Annotated in this window: 10 protein-coding genes; 2 read left to right on the forward strand and 8 right to left on the reverse strand. The window is 51.7% G+C overall.

Translation table 11 applies throughout. From position 1 onward, the window contains the following. The first annotated feature begins 273 nt into the window (after window positions 1–273). On the forward strand, window positions 274–1,503 hold the full coding sequence (locus ACR64Q_RS10775) for an IS256 family transposase (RefSeq protein WP_026600850.1): 1,230 nt from the start codon (window positions 274–276) through the stop codon (window positions 1,501–1,503). 644 nt (window positions 1,504–2,147) lie between these two features. Here ACR64Q_RS10775 and ACR64Q_RS10780 read toward each other — a convergent pair. From ACR64Q_RS10780 to ACR64Q_RS10815, 8 genes are all read right to left on the reverse strand, one after another. Beyond that, on the reverse strand, window positions 2,148–3,425 hold the full coding sequence (locus ACR64Q_RS10780; RefSeq protein WP_026600851.1) for a PDDEXK family nuclease: 1,278 nt from the start codon (window positions 3,423–3,425) through the stop codon (window positions 2,148–2,150). Then, on the reverse strand, window positions 3,415–4,179 hold the full coding sequence (locus ACR64Q_RS10785; protein WP_026600852.1) for a hypothetical protein: 765 nt from the start codon (window positions 4,177–4,179) through the stop codon (window positions 3,415–3,417). The genes ACR64Q_RS10780 and ACR64Q_RS10785 overlap by 11 nt, the downstream gene beginning before the upstream one ends. A gap of 314 nt (window positions 4,180–4,493) precedes the next feature. Beyond that, window positions 4,494–6,485, reverse strand: a complete 1,992-nt coding sequence (gene recD, locus ACR64Q_RS10790) for an exodeoxyribonuclease V subunit alpha (RefSeq protein ID WP_313734665.1) — start codon at window positions 6,483–6,485, stop codon at window positions 4,494–4,496. Then, window positions 6,482–10,153: an exodeoxyribonuclease V subunit beta gene (gene recB, locus ACR64Q_RS10795; RefSeq protein WP_313734666.1), complete on the reverse strand. Its 3,672-nt coding sequence runs from the start codon at window positions 10,151–10,153 to the stop codon at window positions 6,482–6,484. The genes recD and recB overlap by 4 nt, the downstream gene beginning before the upstream one ends. Then, window positions 10,150–13,647, reverse strand: a complete 3,498-nt coding sequence (gene recC / locus ACR64Q_RS10800; protein ID WP_313734667.1) for an exodeoxyribonuclease V subunit gamma — start codon at window positions 13,645–13,647, stop codon at window positions 10,150–10,152. The genes recB and recC overlap by 4 nt, the downstream gene beginning before the upstream one ends. Before the next feature lie 151 nt (window positions 13,648–13,798). Further along, a complete protein-coding gene (locus ACR64Q_RS10805; protein WP_313734668.1) occupies window positions 13,799–15,007 on the reverse strand; it encodes a methyl-accepting chemotaxis protein in 1,209 nt (402 codons plus the stop codon). Continuing rightward, on the reverse strand, window positions 15,004–16,380 hold the full coding sequence (locus tag ACR64Q_RS10810; protein ID WP_483823324.1) for a diguanylate cyclase: 1,377 nt from the start codon (window positions 16,378–16,380) through the stop codon (window positions 15,004–15,006). The genes ACR64Q_RS10805 and ACR64Q_RS10810 overlap by 4 nt, the downstream gene beginning before the upstream one ends. A gap of 73 nt (window positions 16,381–16,453) precedes the next feature. After that, complete coding sequence (locus tag ACR64Q_RS10815; RefSeq protein ID WP_313734670.1) at window positions 16,454–17,173, reverse strand: response regulator transcription factor; 720 nt, start codon at window positions 17,171–17,173, stop codon at window positions 16,454–16,456. Between the two features lie 344 nt (window positions 17,174–17,517). On the opposite strand from ACR64Q_RS10815, the gene ACR64Q_RS10820 reads away from it, so the two are divergent. Further along, window positions 17,518–18,393 (forward strand): helix-turn-helix domain-containing protein, encoded by an 876-nt coding sequence (locus tag ACR64Q_RS10820; RefSeq protein ID WP_313734671.1) that lies wholly within the window; start codon window positions 17,518–17,520, stop codon window positions 18,391–18,393. Window positions 18,394–18,473: the final 80 nt, after the last annotated feature.

The following is an 18,473-nucleotide window of genomic DNA, read 5'->3' on the forward strand; positions in this document are numbered from 1 at the left end:
TAAATGTGCAGCCGAAAGCAGGCTTAGGATATAGTGAGTTTCCAAACCTTTGCTATTTGCGGGAAACATAGCTTTTACTTCGTTTACCGCATCCTCAACGGCTAAAGCCGCATGCCGCCTATATCGGGCGGCAAACAGCCCGGCCAGACTTAATCGATTCTTTCTACCCTCGCAGCCATTCGGTTATCGCTTTAGCCTTGGGCGGAGGGTGTAAGAATTTTTGTGTAAACGGCCCTGAGGTAGGAAACTACCGATCCTGACAAGGAGGAAACCATGACCGTATCATCAAAAGCCATACCGGATGACCTACTCGACGCCTTGATGTCGCACTATCAAAAACCCGAGGACCTGATCGGTGCCAATGGTCTGCTGAAGCAGTTGACCAAAGCGATAGTCGAACGGGCCCTGGAAGCGGAAATGACCGCGCACTTGGGCCACGGTAAGCATGAGGCGGTGACCAACGCCAGCAGCAATGCCCGAAACGGCAAAAGCCGGAAAACGCTGAAAGGTGACTTCGGCGACTTGCCTATCGAGATTCCCCGCGACCGTCATGGCGAATTCGAACCGCAGATCATTCCTAAGCATCAACGGCGCTGGACCGGTTTCGACGATAAGATCATTTCGTTATATGCCCGAGGACTGACGGTACGGGAAATCCAAGCCCATTTATTCGAGCTTTACGGCACCGAGGTATCCCCCACCTTGATTTCCTCGGTGACCGACGCGGTACTCGAAGAGGTGGGCGTCTGGCAAAGCCGCCCGCTGGATCCGATTTACCCGATTGTGTACCTCGACTGTCTGCATACCAAAGTGCGCGATAGTGGCAGCGTGCGGGTCAAGGCCGTCTATCTGGCCATCGGTGTCAATCTGGACGGCCACAAAGAAGTGCTGGGGCTGTGGATTGCCCAAAGCGAAGGCGCCAAATTTTGGTTGCAAGTGGTCACCGAGCTCAAGAACCGTGGCGTCAACGACATCTTTATCGCCTGTGTCGATGGTCTGAAGGGATTTCCGGAGGCTATCGAAACCGTGTTTCCCAAAGCGGCCGTTCAACTGTGTATTGTCCACTTGGTCCGTCATAGCCTCAACTATGTCAGCTACAAAAGGCGCCAGTCGGTTGCCGACGACCTCAAGCAGATTTATCGAGCCGCAACGGCGAGGGAAGCCGAGCAAAAGCTGACCGAATTCGAGGCCAACTGGCTGGAGACCTATCCCACGATCGCCCCCATCTGGCGACGAAACTGGGGGCACATCATCCCTTTTTTTGACTATCCGCCCGAGATTCGCAAGGTGATCTACACCACCAATACCATCGAATCGGTGAATCGAAGTCTGAGAAAAATCATGAAAAACCGCGCGGTCTTCCCCAGTGATGACGCCTTGTCCAAACTGCTCTATTTGGCGTTGCGCAATATCAGCCAAAATTGGACCATGCCCGTCTACGATTGGAAAGCCGCTTTGAATCGGTTTAGTATTCAGTTCGAAGATCGCTTCCCTAGCCATTAAACCAAACTACCGTTTACACAAAATTTGGGACACTCCCCAAAATTTTGGGACACTCCCGACACTCTCCCGGCTATTAGGCTTACGCACAAGGTATTTTGCTATCCTCGCAACGCTTTTAGGTGGTCCTTAAGCCCAAAAAACCTTGCAGGCAAAGCAAATTGCTTTGCGAGCCCGGCAAAAGGCCTTGCACGCAAGGCGTTTTGGTTTGCGTCCAAGAGAATTAGGCTTTCGCGACTAGCAAAATGCAATCATCGCTCGGCTCCAGTGATTGCGAACGGGAAACAACCAACCGCCCACGCGAAAATGAGGCCCAGCAATGTCCCTTGATTTGGGAATTGGATGTAATCGATCATGGTATTGGTGGTGGAATTAGACGGCAATCGGCCAAGAGCAGACAGATGGTTTTTCTGACGAAGGTCTGCTGATAAATATAGAACCGCCAGCCGTAATCCCAAAAAGGTGCGACCACCTATAGGTTGTGCCGAGCTATGCGAGGCGCAACAATCGCGAACGGTGCGCCTGACGGCAGCACCCTATAATCTGCGCACCTTATGGCCTTAAAATTGACGAGTTGAACGTCCGCACTATCTTGGTAGCTGTCGTTCTTGTGAATGCCGCTCTTATTTTGAGCCCGGCCTGACCAATCATTGCCGATCAGAGTCAAACCGTGAATCAATTGGCGGCAGGAACTCATCAGCGAGAAATCGACGGACACGTTGGCGTATTGAGGCCTTAGTGATTGGCTCGTCGTACCGCACATCAATCACGGCAATTCCGTTCTCCTTACACAATGCCCTCTTTAATATGTCGCGCTTCAATACACGTTCGTGAGCATCTTCGCCCCCAAATACGGAGAGCGGCCGGTAGTGTTGCTCGCCTTGGTGCTCAATAGCTAACTTAAGGTCTGGCAAATAAATGTCGATCCTCATTCGCCCTAACCACGCTGGTGATGCCTCTCGCAAAACTAGCTGGTCAGGAAAAAGTTCTCGGATGACACCATAAAGTTCTGCTTCGCGTACCCAACGGCTCAATCCTAAAACGAGCTTCAATTCTGCCCTAGCGGTTTTTTCGTCCACACCAAGGTCAAACCGCATTTGATCTACGAATGCCTCGAATCCTGTTTCGATACTCGGGCCGTAACGACTCGCCGGCTCCTCTGGGGATAACTTCCGAGCAAGGCAAAGATGACATATATCTTCAGCATATGTGGCGTCTTTTAGCAACGCTACAACCTCTTGGGGCCAAGATCCTTCCACATATTGTGGGACCAAAGAAGTTGCTTGGGATAATATGGTCATATGGAAAGGCTTGGCACAAACGCAAAAGAGCTGCGACCCGGTGATCATGTGAACGAACGATACCGTGCGGAAACCAACGATTTCTCTTGTTGGCGTAAAATTAGCCACCAGTGGTTGCTTTAGATCTCCTTCGCTAATAAGCCGGTTTGTCACCTCTTGGAAAACCTGGCCGGTGACTAATAGGTGGTTTATTCGAAACTCGTGATTGGTCTGGCGTTTGAGATGGCGGGTTTTAATTTGTGTGCTGCGATATACCCCAAATCCGTAATCAATAGGGAGCATGGTAATACTATCTGAAGATATTTTTAGATTATCAATTTTGTCTCCCTGTCGAGTCGCAAAATTAATATTGGTATACCAGGTATCGTACCCGGTTGATGATAAAGCATGCAGAGTAGCGTATCTTTCCTTGAAATACATTGGGTAAAAAAGCACCACCGGTGACTTGACTAACCGACCGCTAAGCTCATCACGAAATTGTTTGAAGAGATGCGTTTCAAGTGCGCGTTCTACGGCCATAACAGGTGTCACACCCGCAGTACGCAGGTCAAGTAACATTTGTCTAACAAGCTCAGAGCTATGCAGTTTGATAGTAATGCTAGAGACATTGCTATCAGATGTCATTGGTATCCCATTCAGGCCGTAGGGCCGATTGTTCTCGCGCTGCACGGAAAAAACTTGCTAGAGCCCTAGATTCATTTGTGTATTCCGGCGAAAAGCACGAACCGCCGTGCGAGAGGGCCAACGCAAAGCATAAGAGGTCGAGAAGAGACACTAATCGAAAAAAATTAACGTTATCGCCGTATCCTTCAAATATGCCGTGCAGGATGCCGTGCCGATTCAACTGATCTAACCCTTCGTAACAATTCGTAGAGCTAGTAAAGCGGTTGACATAGAATTCCCGGAACGATTCAAGCATAACGATCCGCTCTTCATATCGGGAAGGAGAGCGTTCCTCTTTCGCGAGCAGTTCGTCGAGTTCGGCACGCAGCCAAGGCGTGTTGCCTTTTTTTGAAAGACCATCACGTTCAACGGAAATTTTTTTGAATACGCCTTCAAGTACGGGGATCAGAGTGCAAACCGCAGCGTGGGGAAGGCCGGTAAGCCCGGCTTCGATCGCTTCAGCAATCGGCTTCCTGAAATCTCGAACAAAGATGGTTACGCTGTAAAGCCCAACCAACTTAGCAGCCAAATTATCGTCTGAGTATATTTGAGGAAGGAATGATTTAAGAATTGCTTGCTTTTCTACTGGATCGGCGTTTTCTATTCGGCATCCAAGATTACTTATAACCCCGACCGAAACGTAGGCAGGAACAACCCAATCAACAGATTTCAGCGCATTCGCTGCCCTTCTCAAGCCTGAGTTTATATCGGGCACCTTTTGATTCTCATAAAGTCTGCTGATGAAATGATTTTATGACATTTTATATAATTCAGGGCAGAGAAACATTTTAGGCTAATCGGCAATGACCGGTTTGACCAAGACTGGCAAGCCCACTCGGGCTTGCCGAGAGTCAGCTTGAATTCACATAACTGACAAACATTCCCTTGTATGACGAATGGCTCTTTTGGGCCGGCTTCAACAATTTCCCATTTCCAAGAACTATCTTTCGCCATTGGCGTATGTCTCTCTGAACCCATGGCCCAAAGTGTTACCTATCAAATCCAACAAAATGGGTTGTTGCTTTACCGCTATTTACGGCAGGTCAAAATAGCTTTAGCAAACACCCCGCCGTCACTGGTTTCCAGCAAGGTAAAACTGTCCTTCGCGCGGGTGATGCCGGTGTAAATTAATTCGCGCGTGAGTACCGGGCTGATGTTTTCCGGCAAGACTAAAGCCACGTGATTAAACTCCGAGCCTTGTGATTTATGCACGGTAATGGCGAAAGCAGTTTCCACATCCGGCAGGCGCATTGGCGAGATCCAGCGTATTTTCAGATTGGCCGACAACTCGCCACCGGCATCGGCACTGGGAAATGCCACTCTAAGTTTGCCGCTACTATCTCGCAGGGCAATGCCAATATCGCCGTTCATTAGTCCCAGATTGTAATCGTTGCGGGTGATCATCACCGGCCGGCCTTCATACCACAACGCCTGCTTGGCGTTGGCAAACAACCATTCTTCAATGCGCTGATTAAGGCCTTCTACGCCCCACGGCCCTTTCCGCAATGCCGACAACACCTGAAACGCATCGAAGGCGGTCAATACTTGCATGGCCCATGCGTCGTATCGTTCCGCGCTATCCGGCCGACCATTCTGGATTTGCGCCAGATAATAGCCATAACCGCGGCGGGGGCGTGACGACTCAGCAGAGTCCCCGCTATTAATCACCAACTTTCTTAACAAGCTATTGGCGGCGTCCGGGTTTGGGTGTTGCCGTAAGGCGATGTATTCCGCATGCGGTTCGGGTCGCAAATCCGGGTAGCGGTCCGTGTCGGTTAAGATCGCCTGAGCCTGCAAGGCATCGCCCTGATTCACGGCTTTTGCCAACTGGCCGATGCCGCTGTGTGCATCAAAACGATGACTGTGCCGCAACATAACAGTTTGTTGATTGATGGCAGAGCCGGGCACTGCGGCGGGTTTGGGCTGTTCGCCGGCATAGCGGCTTATCCACGCCAGCGTTTCCGGCTCATAGGCCGCGTGTTCGGCACCGCGACATAAATCCCCCATCACCGAACCGGCTTCGACGGATGCCAATTGGTCCTTGTCGCCCAATAAAATTAATTGGGTGTTTACCGGTAAGGCTTCCAATAGCGACGCCATCATTTCCAGATCGATCATCGACGCCTCATCGACGATCACGACGTCGGCTACGATAGGATTATGGCGATTATGCAGAAAGCGCCGCGAATCATGCCGGCTGCCCAGCAAACGGTGCAAGGTGCTGGCTTTTCTAGGGATACATTGTTTGATACTGTCGTCGATAGTCAAGCTGTCGAGCGCTTTGGCAATCGAGTCGCTGACTCTGGCCGCCGCTTTACCCGTGGGTGCCGCCAGTAAAATATTTAGCGGCTTGGAGTGCTCGCTATTTTGTTGCGCCAGTTCAATCAATAGCGCCAACAGTTTGGTCAGGGTAGTGGTCTTGCCGGTACCCGGCCCGCCGGTGATGATGGCAAATCGCGCCCGCAACGCCAGGACACAAGCGATTTTTTGCCAATCCGGGCTTTCCGGGCTGGTGGGAAACAGCGTTTGCAAGCGTTCCGCCAACGACGCCGGCAAGTTATCTCGCGCCGGTTGCAAACGTTGCATAATGCAGGCTTGCGTGATCTGTTCATAGCGCCAATAACGCCGCAAATACAATCGATTGCCCGCCAAAACCAGCGGCGTATCGCCTTCTCCTGATGACACAAGCCTGGATTGCGATAACGCCGCTTGCCAGGCATCAAGGCTATACACTTTTAAGCGCGCCAATTCGGCCGCCGCCGCGTCCTGCTCCACAGCCCAAGCATCATCGGCCGGAATAGCCAGCGTCATCCCCGGCTGCTCGCAAAGCTTTTCCAAATCCAAATAAACTTCGCCTCTATCCAGCTGATGACTGACCAAGGCCCCTGCCCACAGCACCGCGTCGGTCGCATTTGGTTCAAGATCCAACATAAAGCCCACGAAGGCGCGATTCAAATGACTCAACCAGCCTTTTGCTACCCAGTGCTGCATGCTGTCGATTACCGCCGCTTGCCGAATCATGACGATGCTCCAAACAAGGCATCCAAGCGCTCGATCAATGCCCTGGGTGGCTTATCGAACACACGTCCCGCCGTTGGCCCTGGCGCGCCTCTTAAAAACAAATACAGGCCCCCGCCGACGTGCGTTTCGTAATCGTAAGCAGCAGCCAATCTGACTTTCAGCAAACGATGCAAGGCCAATAAATACAAGCTGGCTTGCAAATCGTAACGCTTAGCCAACATGGCCGCCGTCAAGGCTTCCTGCGTATACGCCGCCTCGTCGGCACCTAAACTGTTGAATTTATAATCGACCACGTAATACTGCTGATCGTGCACGAATACCAAGTCGATAAAACCTTTTAAAAGACCGTTTACTTGGCCGGGTAACAAACTTGGACGGGCTTGTCCGCCGAAGGTGTGGCGACTGACCAAGCGGTCCAGTTCCTCAGTGTCCACGGTATCCGCGCCCAGTAAAAACTCCAGCTCGGCTTGATAGGCATTGGTTTCGAGCGCAGCCAAACTAAGCTTAGCGTCCTGCAGCAAGGGCATGTTCAACCAGTGCGCCAAGGCCGAAGCGATGACGGCATGTTTGTTCTCCCATTCGCCGCCGATAAATCGCTTTTGAATCAATTCTTGTCTTAAGGCTGGGTTTTCCGAGACCTTGGAAAACCCCCATTGCGCGCACTCCTCCAGCAGATCATGAATCAACACGCCGGGACCGGCGCCTCTGGGCAAAGCGTGGACACCGGACAAAGGTTTACTAGGCGCCGCAGCGATTTCGGCTTCGTCGTTTTGCTTATCGTCATGGGCCGTTTCAAACTCCGGCAACGGCTGAGACGAATCTTCCCTAGGCGTCAGGCGATCCGCGATGTGCAAGGCACTATAACTGGCTATCCACCAATTACTGGATACTTTGCTGAGCGGCACCCGTGCCTCGTCCCTGCTCTCGTCGGCCAAAACCGGGCTGTAGCGCGCGTCGTCAATTTTCGGTAGAGGCGTTATCGAAATCGCTGCACAGCTGCCTTTCAGTTCACGCAGTTGCTCGGCCAAGGCGCTGTTGGGCATTTTGGCCTGCCAATTCAGTAAGCTGCCCATCGCCGATTTTTCCAACTGGCAATCCTTGGTACTGCCGGATTTGACCGGCGCAATGCCCAGCCAACAAGCATGGCGGGCTCGGGTCATTGCCACATACAGCAAACGTAAATCTTCCTGTAATCTTTCTTCCTCACTGATGGCTTTGATGCGCTCTTGTTTATGCAAGTCGATTTGCAAATCCTGGTTCTCATCGTGATAACGGTAATAGGTGTTGAAGCGACCGCCGACTTCCCGGAAACTGCAAAAAAACGGCAAAAAAACCAGCGGGTATTCCAAGCCTTTGGATTTATGAATCGTGACAACTTTAATCAGATTGGCATCGCTTTCCAGCCTGATGATACCGTCGTCGCCGGCTTGGCTGCCGCCCGCCTCGATAGCTTCGGCAAGATACCTGATTAGTGCTTGCTCGCCTTCCAACTGGGTGCTGGCGCGTTGTAACAATTCGGCCAGATGTAGCAAATTGGTAATCGACCGTTCGCCTTCGCTGTCGTCAGCCAGACGCGCGTGTAAGCCGTAATCGTTAATCAATTGCCGCAAAGCCGGCAGAATGCCGTCCTGTTGCCAGCGTTGTTGATACGTCAGAAAGTGTTCCAGATGCAGTTCCCAGCCGGGTTCGTCCAAGGCCAGTGCGTGCAGAGCTTGATAGGACCAAGCGAAGGTCGCCGAGCTTAAGGCCGCACGCACTTTGCGCTCATTACGCGGCTCAGCCAGGGCATTTAACCAAAGCAACATATCGACCGCTTCGCCGCTGGCGAAGATGGAATCGCGCTCGGACAGATAGACACAGCGCAAGCGTCGGCGCGCCAAGGCATTGCGTATCGTCGCTGCTTCGGTACCGCTGCGAACGAGGATGGCGATGTCCCCAGGCTGCAAAGCCTGCATGCCGGATGGCGCGCTAAAGCCGGTTTGCCCCGCATCAGCTGAGTTCAGTAATTTGACAATCTGGCTGGCCGTCACCTCCGCCAGTGTTTCCCGATAAGCCGGCATGCCGACCGCGTCCTCACTATCCCAATGCCACAGGGTCAGCGCCGGAGCGGCTTGATTTTCGATAACCCAGGTTTCATTGCGGCCTTGGGCCTTGACCGGCAAAAAAGGTAACGGATTATCTTGTGCTGTTTTAAATCTGAATGCGCCCCGCTCTTGCTGATCGGCTTGGAAAAAAAGCTGATTGACTGCATCGACTAGAGCCTGGGTCGAACGGTAATTGGTACCTAGGGTGTAATGCCGGCCTTGGGTATCGCGGTGCGCCTTAAGATAGGTATAAATATCCGCGCCGCGGAATGAGTAGATAGCCTGTTTCGGATCGCCTATCATCAAACACGCATAATCAGCGCCGGCCGGCGTGGCGTAAAGCGTCGAAAAAATCCGGTATTGCACCGGATCGGTATCCTGAAACTCGTCTATCAACGCGATGGGATACTGCTGGCGAATCACCTCAGCCAGCCTGTCGCCATTGCGGCCTTGCAACGCATTATCCAACCGAATCAGGATGTCATCGAAGGTCATCCTGGCGATGCGCTGTTTTTCAAAATCGTAACGCTGCCTTATCCAATGCACGGCGTGTTTGATCAGCTCGACTTTTAAACTGGGCAGCGCCGCCAGTTGCGGCGGTAATCTGCCTATCGCGGCAAAACCGGGATGGTCCGGCGGGGTTTGTCCGGGATTGGCTAATTGTGCCATGCCGGCCGGCGATAGATTCTCAAAACCCTTGCCAATGTCCAGCGTGTCCTGCAAAGGGTCCAAACTCCATGCCTCGATTTTGTCCAGCCAGTTGCGGCGGTTAGCGGAGTTGTAATTTTTTGCCGGCAGCACTTTGGTTTCTATCGCAGCCTCCACTAGTTCGCGTACTTCAGGCAGCCAAGTTAGCCAAGGCACCTTCAACTCCTTTAACGCCGACTGCCTGATGGATGACACCGCAGCCATCAATTCTTTGATGGGCTGACCGTCGGCCACGCTAAACGCTATCGGCTCGGCGTTGCCCAGCAGCGAACGCACCGCCAGTAATAATTCGTCCGGGTGCTTAAACAGCGCATACAGGCTTGGAAAATCGGCATCGTTGGACATGTCGTAATAAAAACTACGCCAATAGTCCCGCACCACCTCGTTCAACAATTCAGTATCGTCGGTGTTGACCTCCTGCCGGAACAAACTGCCGCTGTCGAACGCATGCTGTTGCAACATGCGGTTACACCAACTGTGAATGGTATAAACGGCCGCCTCGTCCATCCAGTTGGCCGCCAATTCCAACCGGCGGGCGCAGGCCGGCCAGTCTTGTTCTATGTAACTGGCGCGGATGTCTTGCAAGAACGTATCCGTAGTTGCCAATTGCTGACGAAAAAACCGCGCCGCCTGACTCAAGCGCTCGCGAATTCGCTCGCGTAATTCCTTGGTGGCAGCCTCGGTGAAAGTCACTACCAAAATATCAGGTGGCAAAAGATACCGGCTGGGTTCAACACTATCGGGATGGTGTCCCAGGATTAACCGCACATATAAGGCGGCTATGGTGTAGGTCTTGCCGGTACCGGCGCTGGCTTCGATCAGTCGGGTAGCCGATAACGGAAATTCGATGGGGTTGAGCGGGATTGCGCTGGTCATATCGTCGCCTCCCCTGCCTCAGGTAATTCCCGGATACTCGTAAACACCGGTCGGTATAAGCTATCCGCCCAATATTCAAAATCCTTATTAGCGTCAAACGCAGTCAAGCTGGCAAAGTTGGGAAAGAAGCGGGCCAGATAAGCGTCGCAATGCACTTCGCCGGCATTCCAGTCGTCGCCCTCATATCTGGCTTGGGCTTTTTCCGACGCGATTTCCGGAGGGGCGGCAAGCCAGCAAAATGCCGTTCGGCAAGCCACCGGCAGCGGCGCTAGCATGCCGTCGTGATAAGCGGCAACCAGGTCTTGCAGTTGTTGGTAAGCGTCGTCTGATTCAACAACGGGCATTTCAATCACCGTGTCGGCACCGACAACCAAGGTCTTTACCGGCAAACCATCGGCGCAAGCCGCCAAATGCTGTAGCCACTGCAACAATACATTCGGATATTTGATGGATTTATCCTTATTCAGCAGAGTTTGCGCGGTCAAATGCAACAGACTCACTTGCCCTTGCTGACCTTGGCAACGCAATTGACTGAGATCGCCGGCTAATTGCAGCGTCACGCCGCCGGACAATGCAAAAGGGGCAAGCTGCAATACATGCGGCTCTAAAGCTTCGGGCCACTCCGACACCAACACCCGATAACGTTCCCAAGCCGCTTTGACCGGCTCGGCCAGCACTGCGAAACTTGTTTGGGCAAAACCACCCAAAGGCAGTTGTCCTTTCTGCATCATCACGGCCTGCTGCCGAGACAGGAATTCTTCTGTCTCATCCGGCTGCTCGGCGGTTAAGCCTTGCAGCAGTTCATCGCTGAATAAATAGGCCTGCAGACTATCGATTCCAAACGGTTCGCAGTCTTCACTGGTGACCGTTTGGCCATCGAAGCCAAACTTAAGGGTTTGATTGCAAAAGCTTTTGACCGGGGCTCGCAAAAATCGCGCAAGCGATTCCAAGGTCAATAAATAGGTTTTATCGTCCGGGCCAGAGGCGATCTGACCGCTAAGCGGCTGAGCCACTGCAGGTGCAAACCATTCCCGTGCATAGGTAAAAAGATTCGGATCACGCTTTTTGCGGACATACGCTTCGCTAAACGGCTGCAAGGGATGGGCTACGGTAATGCTTGGCAACAAGGTGGGCTGGTCGGCAAACGCCCAGCCCTGGGCCAGCACATCGCGCAATTGACTGATCAGCACCGAAGGCGGCCGCTCGCTGTTATCGCGAATGCTGCGCCCTACCCAGCTTATATATAGCTGTTCGCGCGCCGACAGCAACGCTTCCAGGAACAGGTATTGATCGTCTTGCCGGCGCGAGCGGTCGCCGGGCCGATATTGACCGCGTTGGCTCATTAAATCGAAACTATGCGCTTGTTGATTGCGCGGATAGTCGCCGTCGTTCATACCCAACAAGCAAATCAACCGAAACGGGATGGCGCGCATCGGCATCAAGGTACAGAAATTAACCCGGCCGCTGAGAAAGCGCTGATGCAAGGACGGTTCGTCAACGCCAGCCAGCCAAGCCTCGCGTACCACAGGGATGGGCAGTAAATCTGTTTCGCTTAAACCAGCTTGTTCGCAGTGTCCGGACCAACTCGTTAGTGAACTTGTTAGGGATTCCAGGGTTTTTCGCTCGCGCTCGTCGCTTACTTGAAAAAAATCGTTCAGCAGCTCGGACAATAGTTGCTGCCATTTGGCCGGCGGGTATTCCAGCCGCAATCGCTCAGCGTATTTTTCCAGCGTTTCCAACAGAAACGCCAGACCACCTAGCCATTGCGCATCCAGGCCGCCGATTTCTTCGTAAGGCTGAATCTCATCAAAAGCCACCCCGGCACCGACCGCGTACCCCAACAACATCCGCCTCAGCCCGAACTGCCAGGTATTGGCCTGCAAGTTTGCGGGCATATTGACTCGTTCCGCGCGCTGCCGAGCATTCAAGCCCCAGCGGATGCCGGATTCTTCAATCCACTGATGCAGCTTGGGGATGGCGGTTTCATGAATATCAAAGCGCGTCCGCAAGGCCGGTACTTCCAGCAAGCCCAGAAATTCGCTGACCGCAAACCGCGACTCGGGTAAATTCAACAAGGCTTCCACGGCAAGCAGCAGCGGGTTTTGCCCGCGCTGCTGCTGATCGGCCAGACTGTAGGGAATATAACGCGGATCGTCGCTTTGAATTTGCCCGAATACCGCATGGATATGCGGCGCGTAAGTATTGATATCCGGCACCATGACAATAATATTGCGCGGATATAACGGGTCGCCGATTTGCTGGGCGTTATCGAAACGCGCCAATAGTTGATCGTGCAGAATTTCGACTTCACGTTGCGGACTATGCGCGATATGAAATTGGATAGACGTATCGGCGCTGGCCAGACATACCGGTTGCTCGGGCAAGGGGTCCAAGTCCAAGATGGACTGCTGCAGATGTTGCAGCAAGCTACGCTGACCCGCTTCTCCGTATTCTTTGAACATATCGATTTTACTGTCCGGCCAATGCCAGTTGGCATAGGCTTGGGTTTCATCGAAATGATCCAGCAAACGAATATAATCCCGGCCCTGTTTGCCCCAGGCGGCCAACAAAGGCGGCGCCTGTAAATGCAACTCCGCATCGCTTAATGCCGCGCTCATACCCGATTTATACGACTGACGGCGGCGTTCGGCTTTCAGCAGCTCTTTATCTTCGATGATGTCGGCCCAATAATGCTGACAAGGGTTATGCACGAACAACACGATCTGACAAAACCGGCCCAATTTGGCCAGCACTTCCAGCGATTGCTGCGGTAGGGACGATAGGCCGAATAACACGACGCGGCGCGGCATGCTGGCCGGGCGAACTGTTAACGTATCAATCTTGGCCATGAACTGCGCATGTACTGCTGCCCTACTGGCAAACGGCGAGGCCTCCTCGCCCAAATCTTCGAGCACCGCGCGCCACAAGGCGGCTTGCCAAAGCTGCGCGCTGGGTAGCGGTTTGCTTTCGCCATGCCCGTTGCGCAACACATCCTGTCCTGCCGCCCAGTCCGACACCCAATCGGAACGATAAACCTGATATTGGTCGAACAGATCCGCTAGTTGTTCGGCGAGTTGGTGACGTTTGCGGCATTGGCTGTCCTCGGTCAAAAAACTGGCCAACGTTTCAAAACCGGGTTGTTGTAACAAACCTGGCAATAATCGATATAAGCGCCAGATCAGCGGGTCCTTGGCTAATGGTTGCTCGGTGGGAATCTGCTCGCCCAATACCGCCCGATAAATGCTCCAGATAAACAAAGACGGCAACTGCATTTTCAGCGCGGCGGCAATGCCCAGCGAAGAGTTTTGCGCCAAACTTTGCTTTAACCAATGCCCCATGCCGTTGCTCTGCACCAGAAAAATCTCGTTTTCCAAGGGCAGCAAGGGATGCTGTCTGAGCCAGTACTCAACCACATCGCGGAGTTCTTCCAGTTGATTGGAGTGAATCACGGCAATGCCGTTGTCGAGGGAGTGGGCGTGACCTGCTGCGGGCATGATAGGCTGAAATAGTTTAGGGGAGCGGTGCGCCTATTATCGCCGCTTTTGACTGGAGCATCGAGACCTTGCAAATTAGTCGCAGTACAGTCTTAGCTATTCGTCTACCTTTGTATTCCCTGTGGCGGAAATAGCAGCCCGATTGTGAAAGCTAGAACAATTCAATCTCGGGGGTACGCTGGTCGGGTTTAGGATTTTCGCCTTGTGGCTGTTTTTCCGTTTCCGACAACAGTAATTTTAAAGCGGCAATGCGCTGTTTGAAGCGCGCTAAACCGTCGCGCTCTTCCTGGTCGTGATGCAATCTCAAGAGTGCGTGCAAGTAATTACCGACATTTTTGGCATCCACGGCTATTTTAGCCATCATTTGCGTGACGATGTCTTCAAACTGCATAGCCATCACTCCTTCCTGAGCCAGCCTTTGTATTTCGTTGCTTGCCACAGTGATGTTAGTTGAGTGCCCATTCGCCTTGGATGTCATGTGCATAAGCTCCTGACCCAAGCTGCCGAGGTTTTCGCGTGACCGTTCCGCCAGGCTTAGGTCAGTCTGCGCCGCTTGCGATACCTGCTGATCCACTTCTTGCAACGACTGGATTATGTCATCGAGAGTGGCGCGGATTTCATCGCTGAATTGCCGGGTCTGGGCAGCAAGTTTTCGAACTTCATCGGCGACAATACCAAAACCGCGTCCGGCGTGGCTGGCCCGCGCCGCCTCAATAGCTGCATTCAATGCCAGTGTGTCGGTTTGCCTGGTCAGCTTGGTGACCCCATCAAGTGAATCTTCGATGCGTAAAAACTTGCTCTGCATCTGATTAAAACTGACAGCTATGCCCACGCTGGAGTCATTGACTTCCTGGATTTTTTTAACGAATTCATCAATCAGCGCATGCGTTTCGTCGAAAAACTTATGTAAACCGGCCTGCTGCCGTTGTTGCTCGTCATCGGCGCCGGTCATTTGCAATATTTCATCAACTAGGGCGGTCAACACCTTGCGTTGGTCGGTCGATTGCTGTTCCAGACCCGTCAAGCTATTGGATAGTTTATGCGCAGAGCTTTGGATGGTATTACGAGCCAAAGCCAGGTCTTGTTCCAGAATATTGAAACGAGATTCTGCGTAGTCCATGGCGCGATCAGACAAAAATTGGTACTCCGCCATCACCGATTCAAGTTCGACCACCCGAGCCTGTTGCCGGTCTTGCCAATGTTTACGGCCGCGATAGGAAAAAACTAACGAGCCCACCAATAACACTACTGATAGAAAATTAAAGTCAACCGGCGTTTGCTGCGCTTGCCGACTCCAAATCCAGCAAACGCTATTGATGACAATAGCCAGACACAGCAAAACAGTATCGACGCGTTTCATGTTGGCATGACAAGGTGTTGGATCGGCACGGCTGAGGTATCGGCGACGACCCGATTGCGACCTTGATGTTTGGCAAGGTATAGCGCCTTGTCGACGCGATCAATGAATTGGCTTTCGTGCTCGGTAATTGAAAACTGTCCAACACCTATGCTGATAGTGACGTTTATCCGTTCGACGAAGGAATAGTCTTCTATCGTGGTGCGCAAGCGGTTTGCAAACTCGACGGCATCCTCAAGAAGTGTATGCGGCAGCAAAATCGCAAATTCTTCGCCACCCCAACGAATCGCATCATCACTGCACCTGACCAAGCTCATTAGTTTCAAGCTGATGGCTTTCAAGATTTCGTCGCCAATCAAGTGGCCGTGTGCGTCATTAATTTGCTTGAAAAGATCGATGTCCAGTAACAACAGCGAAAACGCCGGGGCGTCATAACGCCGCATGCGGCCAATTTCATCGGCCAGTCTTTTATCCAGCATCCGTCTATTGCCAAGTCCGGTGAGAGGGTCGGTCAACGAGGATTTTTCAAAACCCTTGGCTTTGGCGTCCAGAATAGCCACAAGCTCTTTGAGCTCACCGGCATGATGTTTGATTAGATCGATCCAGGTACCATAGGCAAAACCCACCAGTTCGCTCTGCGTGACGACGCCTACCAATTGGTTTTCCTGATTCACCACGATGGACCGTTTGATGTGACAGGTTTTTAACTGAGCGAGCGCGTCTTCAATGGTTGAACTGACCTGGGTGGTAATGACCGGACTACTCATGTACTCCCGGAGTGGCCTATCGGTGGTATCCGCGGCAGAGATAAGTTTAAAAATATCCTTGGTGGTGATAATGCCTATCGGTATTTTGGATTCGACCACAATAATGGAGTCCTCCATTTTCTGCAGATGGTTAAGCACATCGTCCAAAATCCAGTCCGCAGTAAAAGTGATGGGCTCTATTCTGGTCACCAAATCGCCGATGGTTTTTTTTTGCACCAATACGGTAGGATCCACCGCAGATAGAATGTCGGTATCGGTCAATATGCCGACCAGACTCTCAGTGGAATCGACGACACCTAAATACCGGTCGCCATTGCTTTCAAGGATTTCAAATGCGGTCAGCACCCGTTCATTTTCGAAAACGCAGGTAATCTTGCGTAATGTCAATTCAGCCAAGGTGGCATCACTGCTGCCGCCAGCGTGCAGATGCTTCAGCAAATCTTCAACGGAAAATACAAAATAGTCTTCGCCAATTTCAAGCACTACGCTGCTGACGTTGTGGTGGTCTATTAGCTGCGACACCGAACGAATAGTCATATCTAAAGTCGCTCGCAAAAGTTGTTTTTGCGCAATCGACCCGACCGTTGGAAAAATTGTAAATTCAGTCACGAGCGTCTCAAATATGGCTATGCCTTGCGGCTATTGCTTGCCGAAAAGTAGTTTTGTTGGGTAGCAAGGGGGGTTAAGCCAGAGATTTTTGGCGTTTTTCACGCTTGTTAGTTTGTTGAGTGTTCAATATTTTTAGCGGGGGAATAGTGGGCAAATCAGTTGGTCCTTGGCGAGTATTTGACTTGAAGGTATCGTGCAACCTCAGAAGATCCGTAACCGTTTTGGCGTTGGTTTTACGCATTAAATTAGCGCGATGCACTTTGACGGTTTTTATCGAAATATCCAGTTTTTCGGATATTTCCTTATTGGTGTGGCCCAGCACCACCAACTCGCAGGTTTCAATTTCGCGTTTCGTCAGATTACGGAATTGATTGTTGATAGTGGCAGCGAATTCATATTCGAAAAAAGCCAGTTCAAGGCATTTGCGTATCTGTTCCAGACTAAAGGGCTTTTCAATAAAATCAAACAAACCGGTTTTTATCGAACGCAAGGTAGTCGACAGATCACTTGATCGGGTGATACAAATCCGCGGATATTCCAGTAATAAACCAAACTCGGAACCGGACGGCGATATTTCGACCACTTCCGGGTCAAACACCATCACAAACGCAATATTTTTGCTGGTTAAATTCGCCTTGTTGTCAACGATCCAGCGAGACAACTCGTCCCGGCTGGCAACATAATCCACATTTGTTTGCAGACTTTCCCTGACCCGATTGATACCTTTAAAGGACGAGACTTCGCGGTCAGCAACCAAGATTAATCTATCGAGTTCCAAAACCTGTAGTGCCATAGTCTGTAAAAGTTGATACCAAAGTTCGTGCTCCAAACTCTGTCAAGTGTACGTAAGTCTTAAGTTTTGTCTATTGGGCTAAGGTCTTAGATGCGTTATTCGCTTCCCCGCTTTTCAGGCTACTTTTATGCCTTTATTAACCCGGCCCTATTTATCACTGGTATTCCGTTTGAGCTGAGCTTGATCTATCGAAGCCCAGCTGGGGCGTATCAACTCAAACGGTCATTTTTTTGCGCAACAGACTGGCCTTTGGTCTGCAAAGTGAATGCCAATTGGTTTCCTAGCTCCCGCCCACGCAAAACGATGGTCTACACTCTGTGCGGTCAAACTAGAGAACTACAGCGATGAGTGACGAAAAACACGTATCCACCACCCAACTGGCCAAATTGCGCGGCATATCCCAGGAGCAAATGTTCGGGCAACTGACTGCGCTGGGCCTAATCGAGAAACAAGCGGATAAATGGCAGTTAACCGACGCCGGCAGTGCCGCCGGCGGGGTCTATTTGACCGGCAAATATGGCCAATATGTTGCCTGGCCGGAAGAATTTCAGTTGCCGAGCGCGCCAAGCAAAGCGGATGCGCCGAAACTATTGACTGCCACTGTGCTCGGGCAACAGTTTGAACTGCCGGCCAACAAAATGAACTACATCTTGTCCGAATTGGGCTGGATCAAAAAAGGCTTGAAAGGCTGGCTGGTGACCGAACAGGGATTGGCAATGGGTGCCGAACAAGGCGAAGACAGCCGTTCCGGCATTCCCTACGTGCGCTGGCCGGAAAAAATCACCCGGAACCGGGCGTTGAAAGACAACGTCGATAATATGAAGGGCGTCGATAAACCTAAAACAGACACCGACAAAATGGATAGCTTCCGTCACAAATTCGAAGCCACCCACCGCACCACCGACGGCCATTTCGTTCGTTCCAAGGCGGAAATGCTGATCGACAATTGGTTATACATGGCGGAAATCGTCCACGCCTACGAACGCAAACTGCCTATCGAAGAAGAAATGTACTGCGACTTTTATATCCCCACCGGCAAAGTTTATATTGAATTCTGGGGCTACGAAAACGACGCCAAATACCAAGCCAGAAAACAGGAAAAACTCGCCATTTATCAGAAGTACAATTTCAATTTGATTGAACTGACCGACAAGGACGTGTTGAATCTGGACGATATTTTGCCGAGATTGTTGTTGAAGTTTGGGGTGCAGGCGTATTGATTTTGAATATTTCGTGAAGCTGATGAGTTTTCTCAGCCGGCGAACAGTTGCAATGTAAAGATTTTCTGTTGTTTCAAAGT

It is taken from the genome of Methylomonas sp. 2F7 (assembly GCF_057126975.1).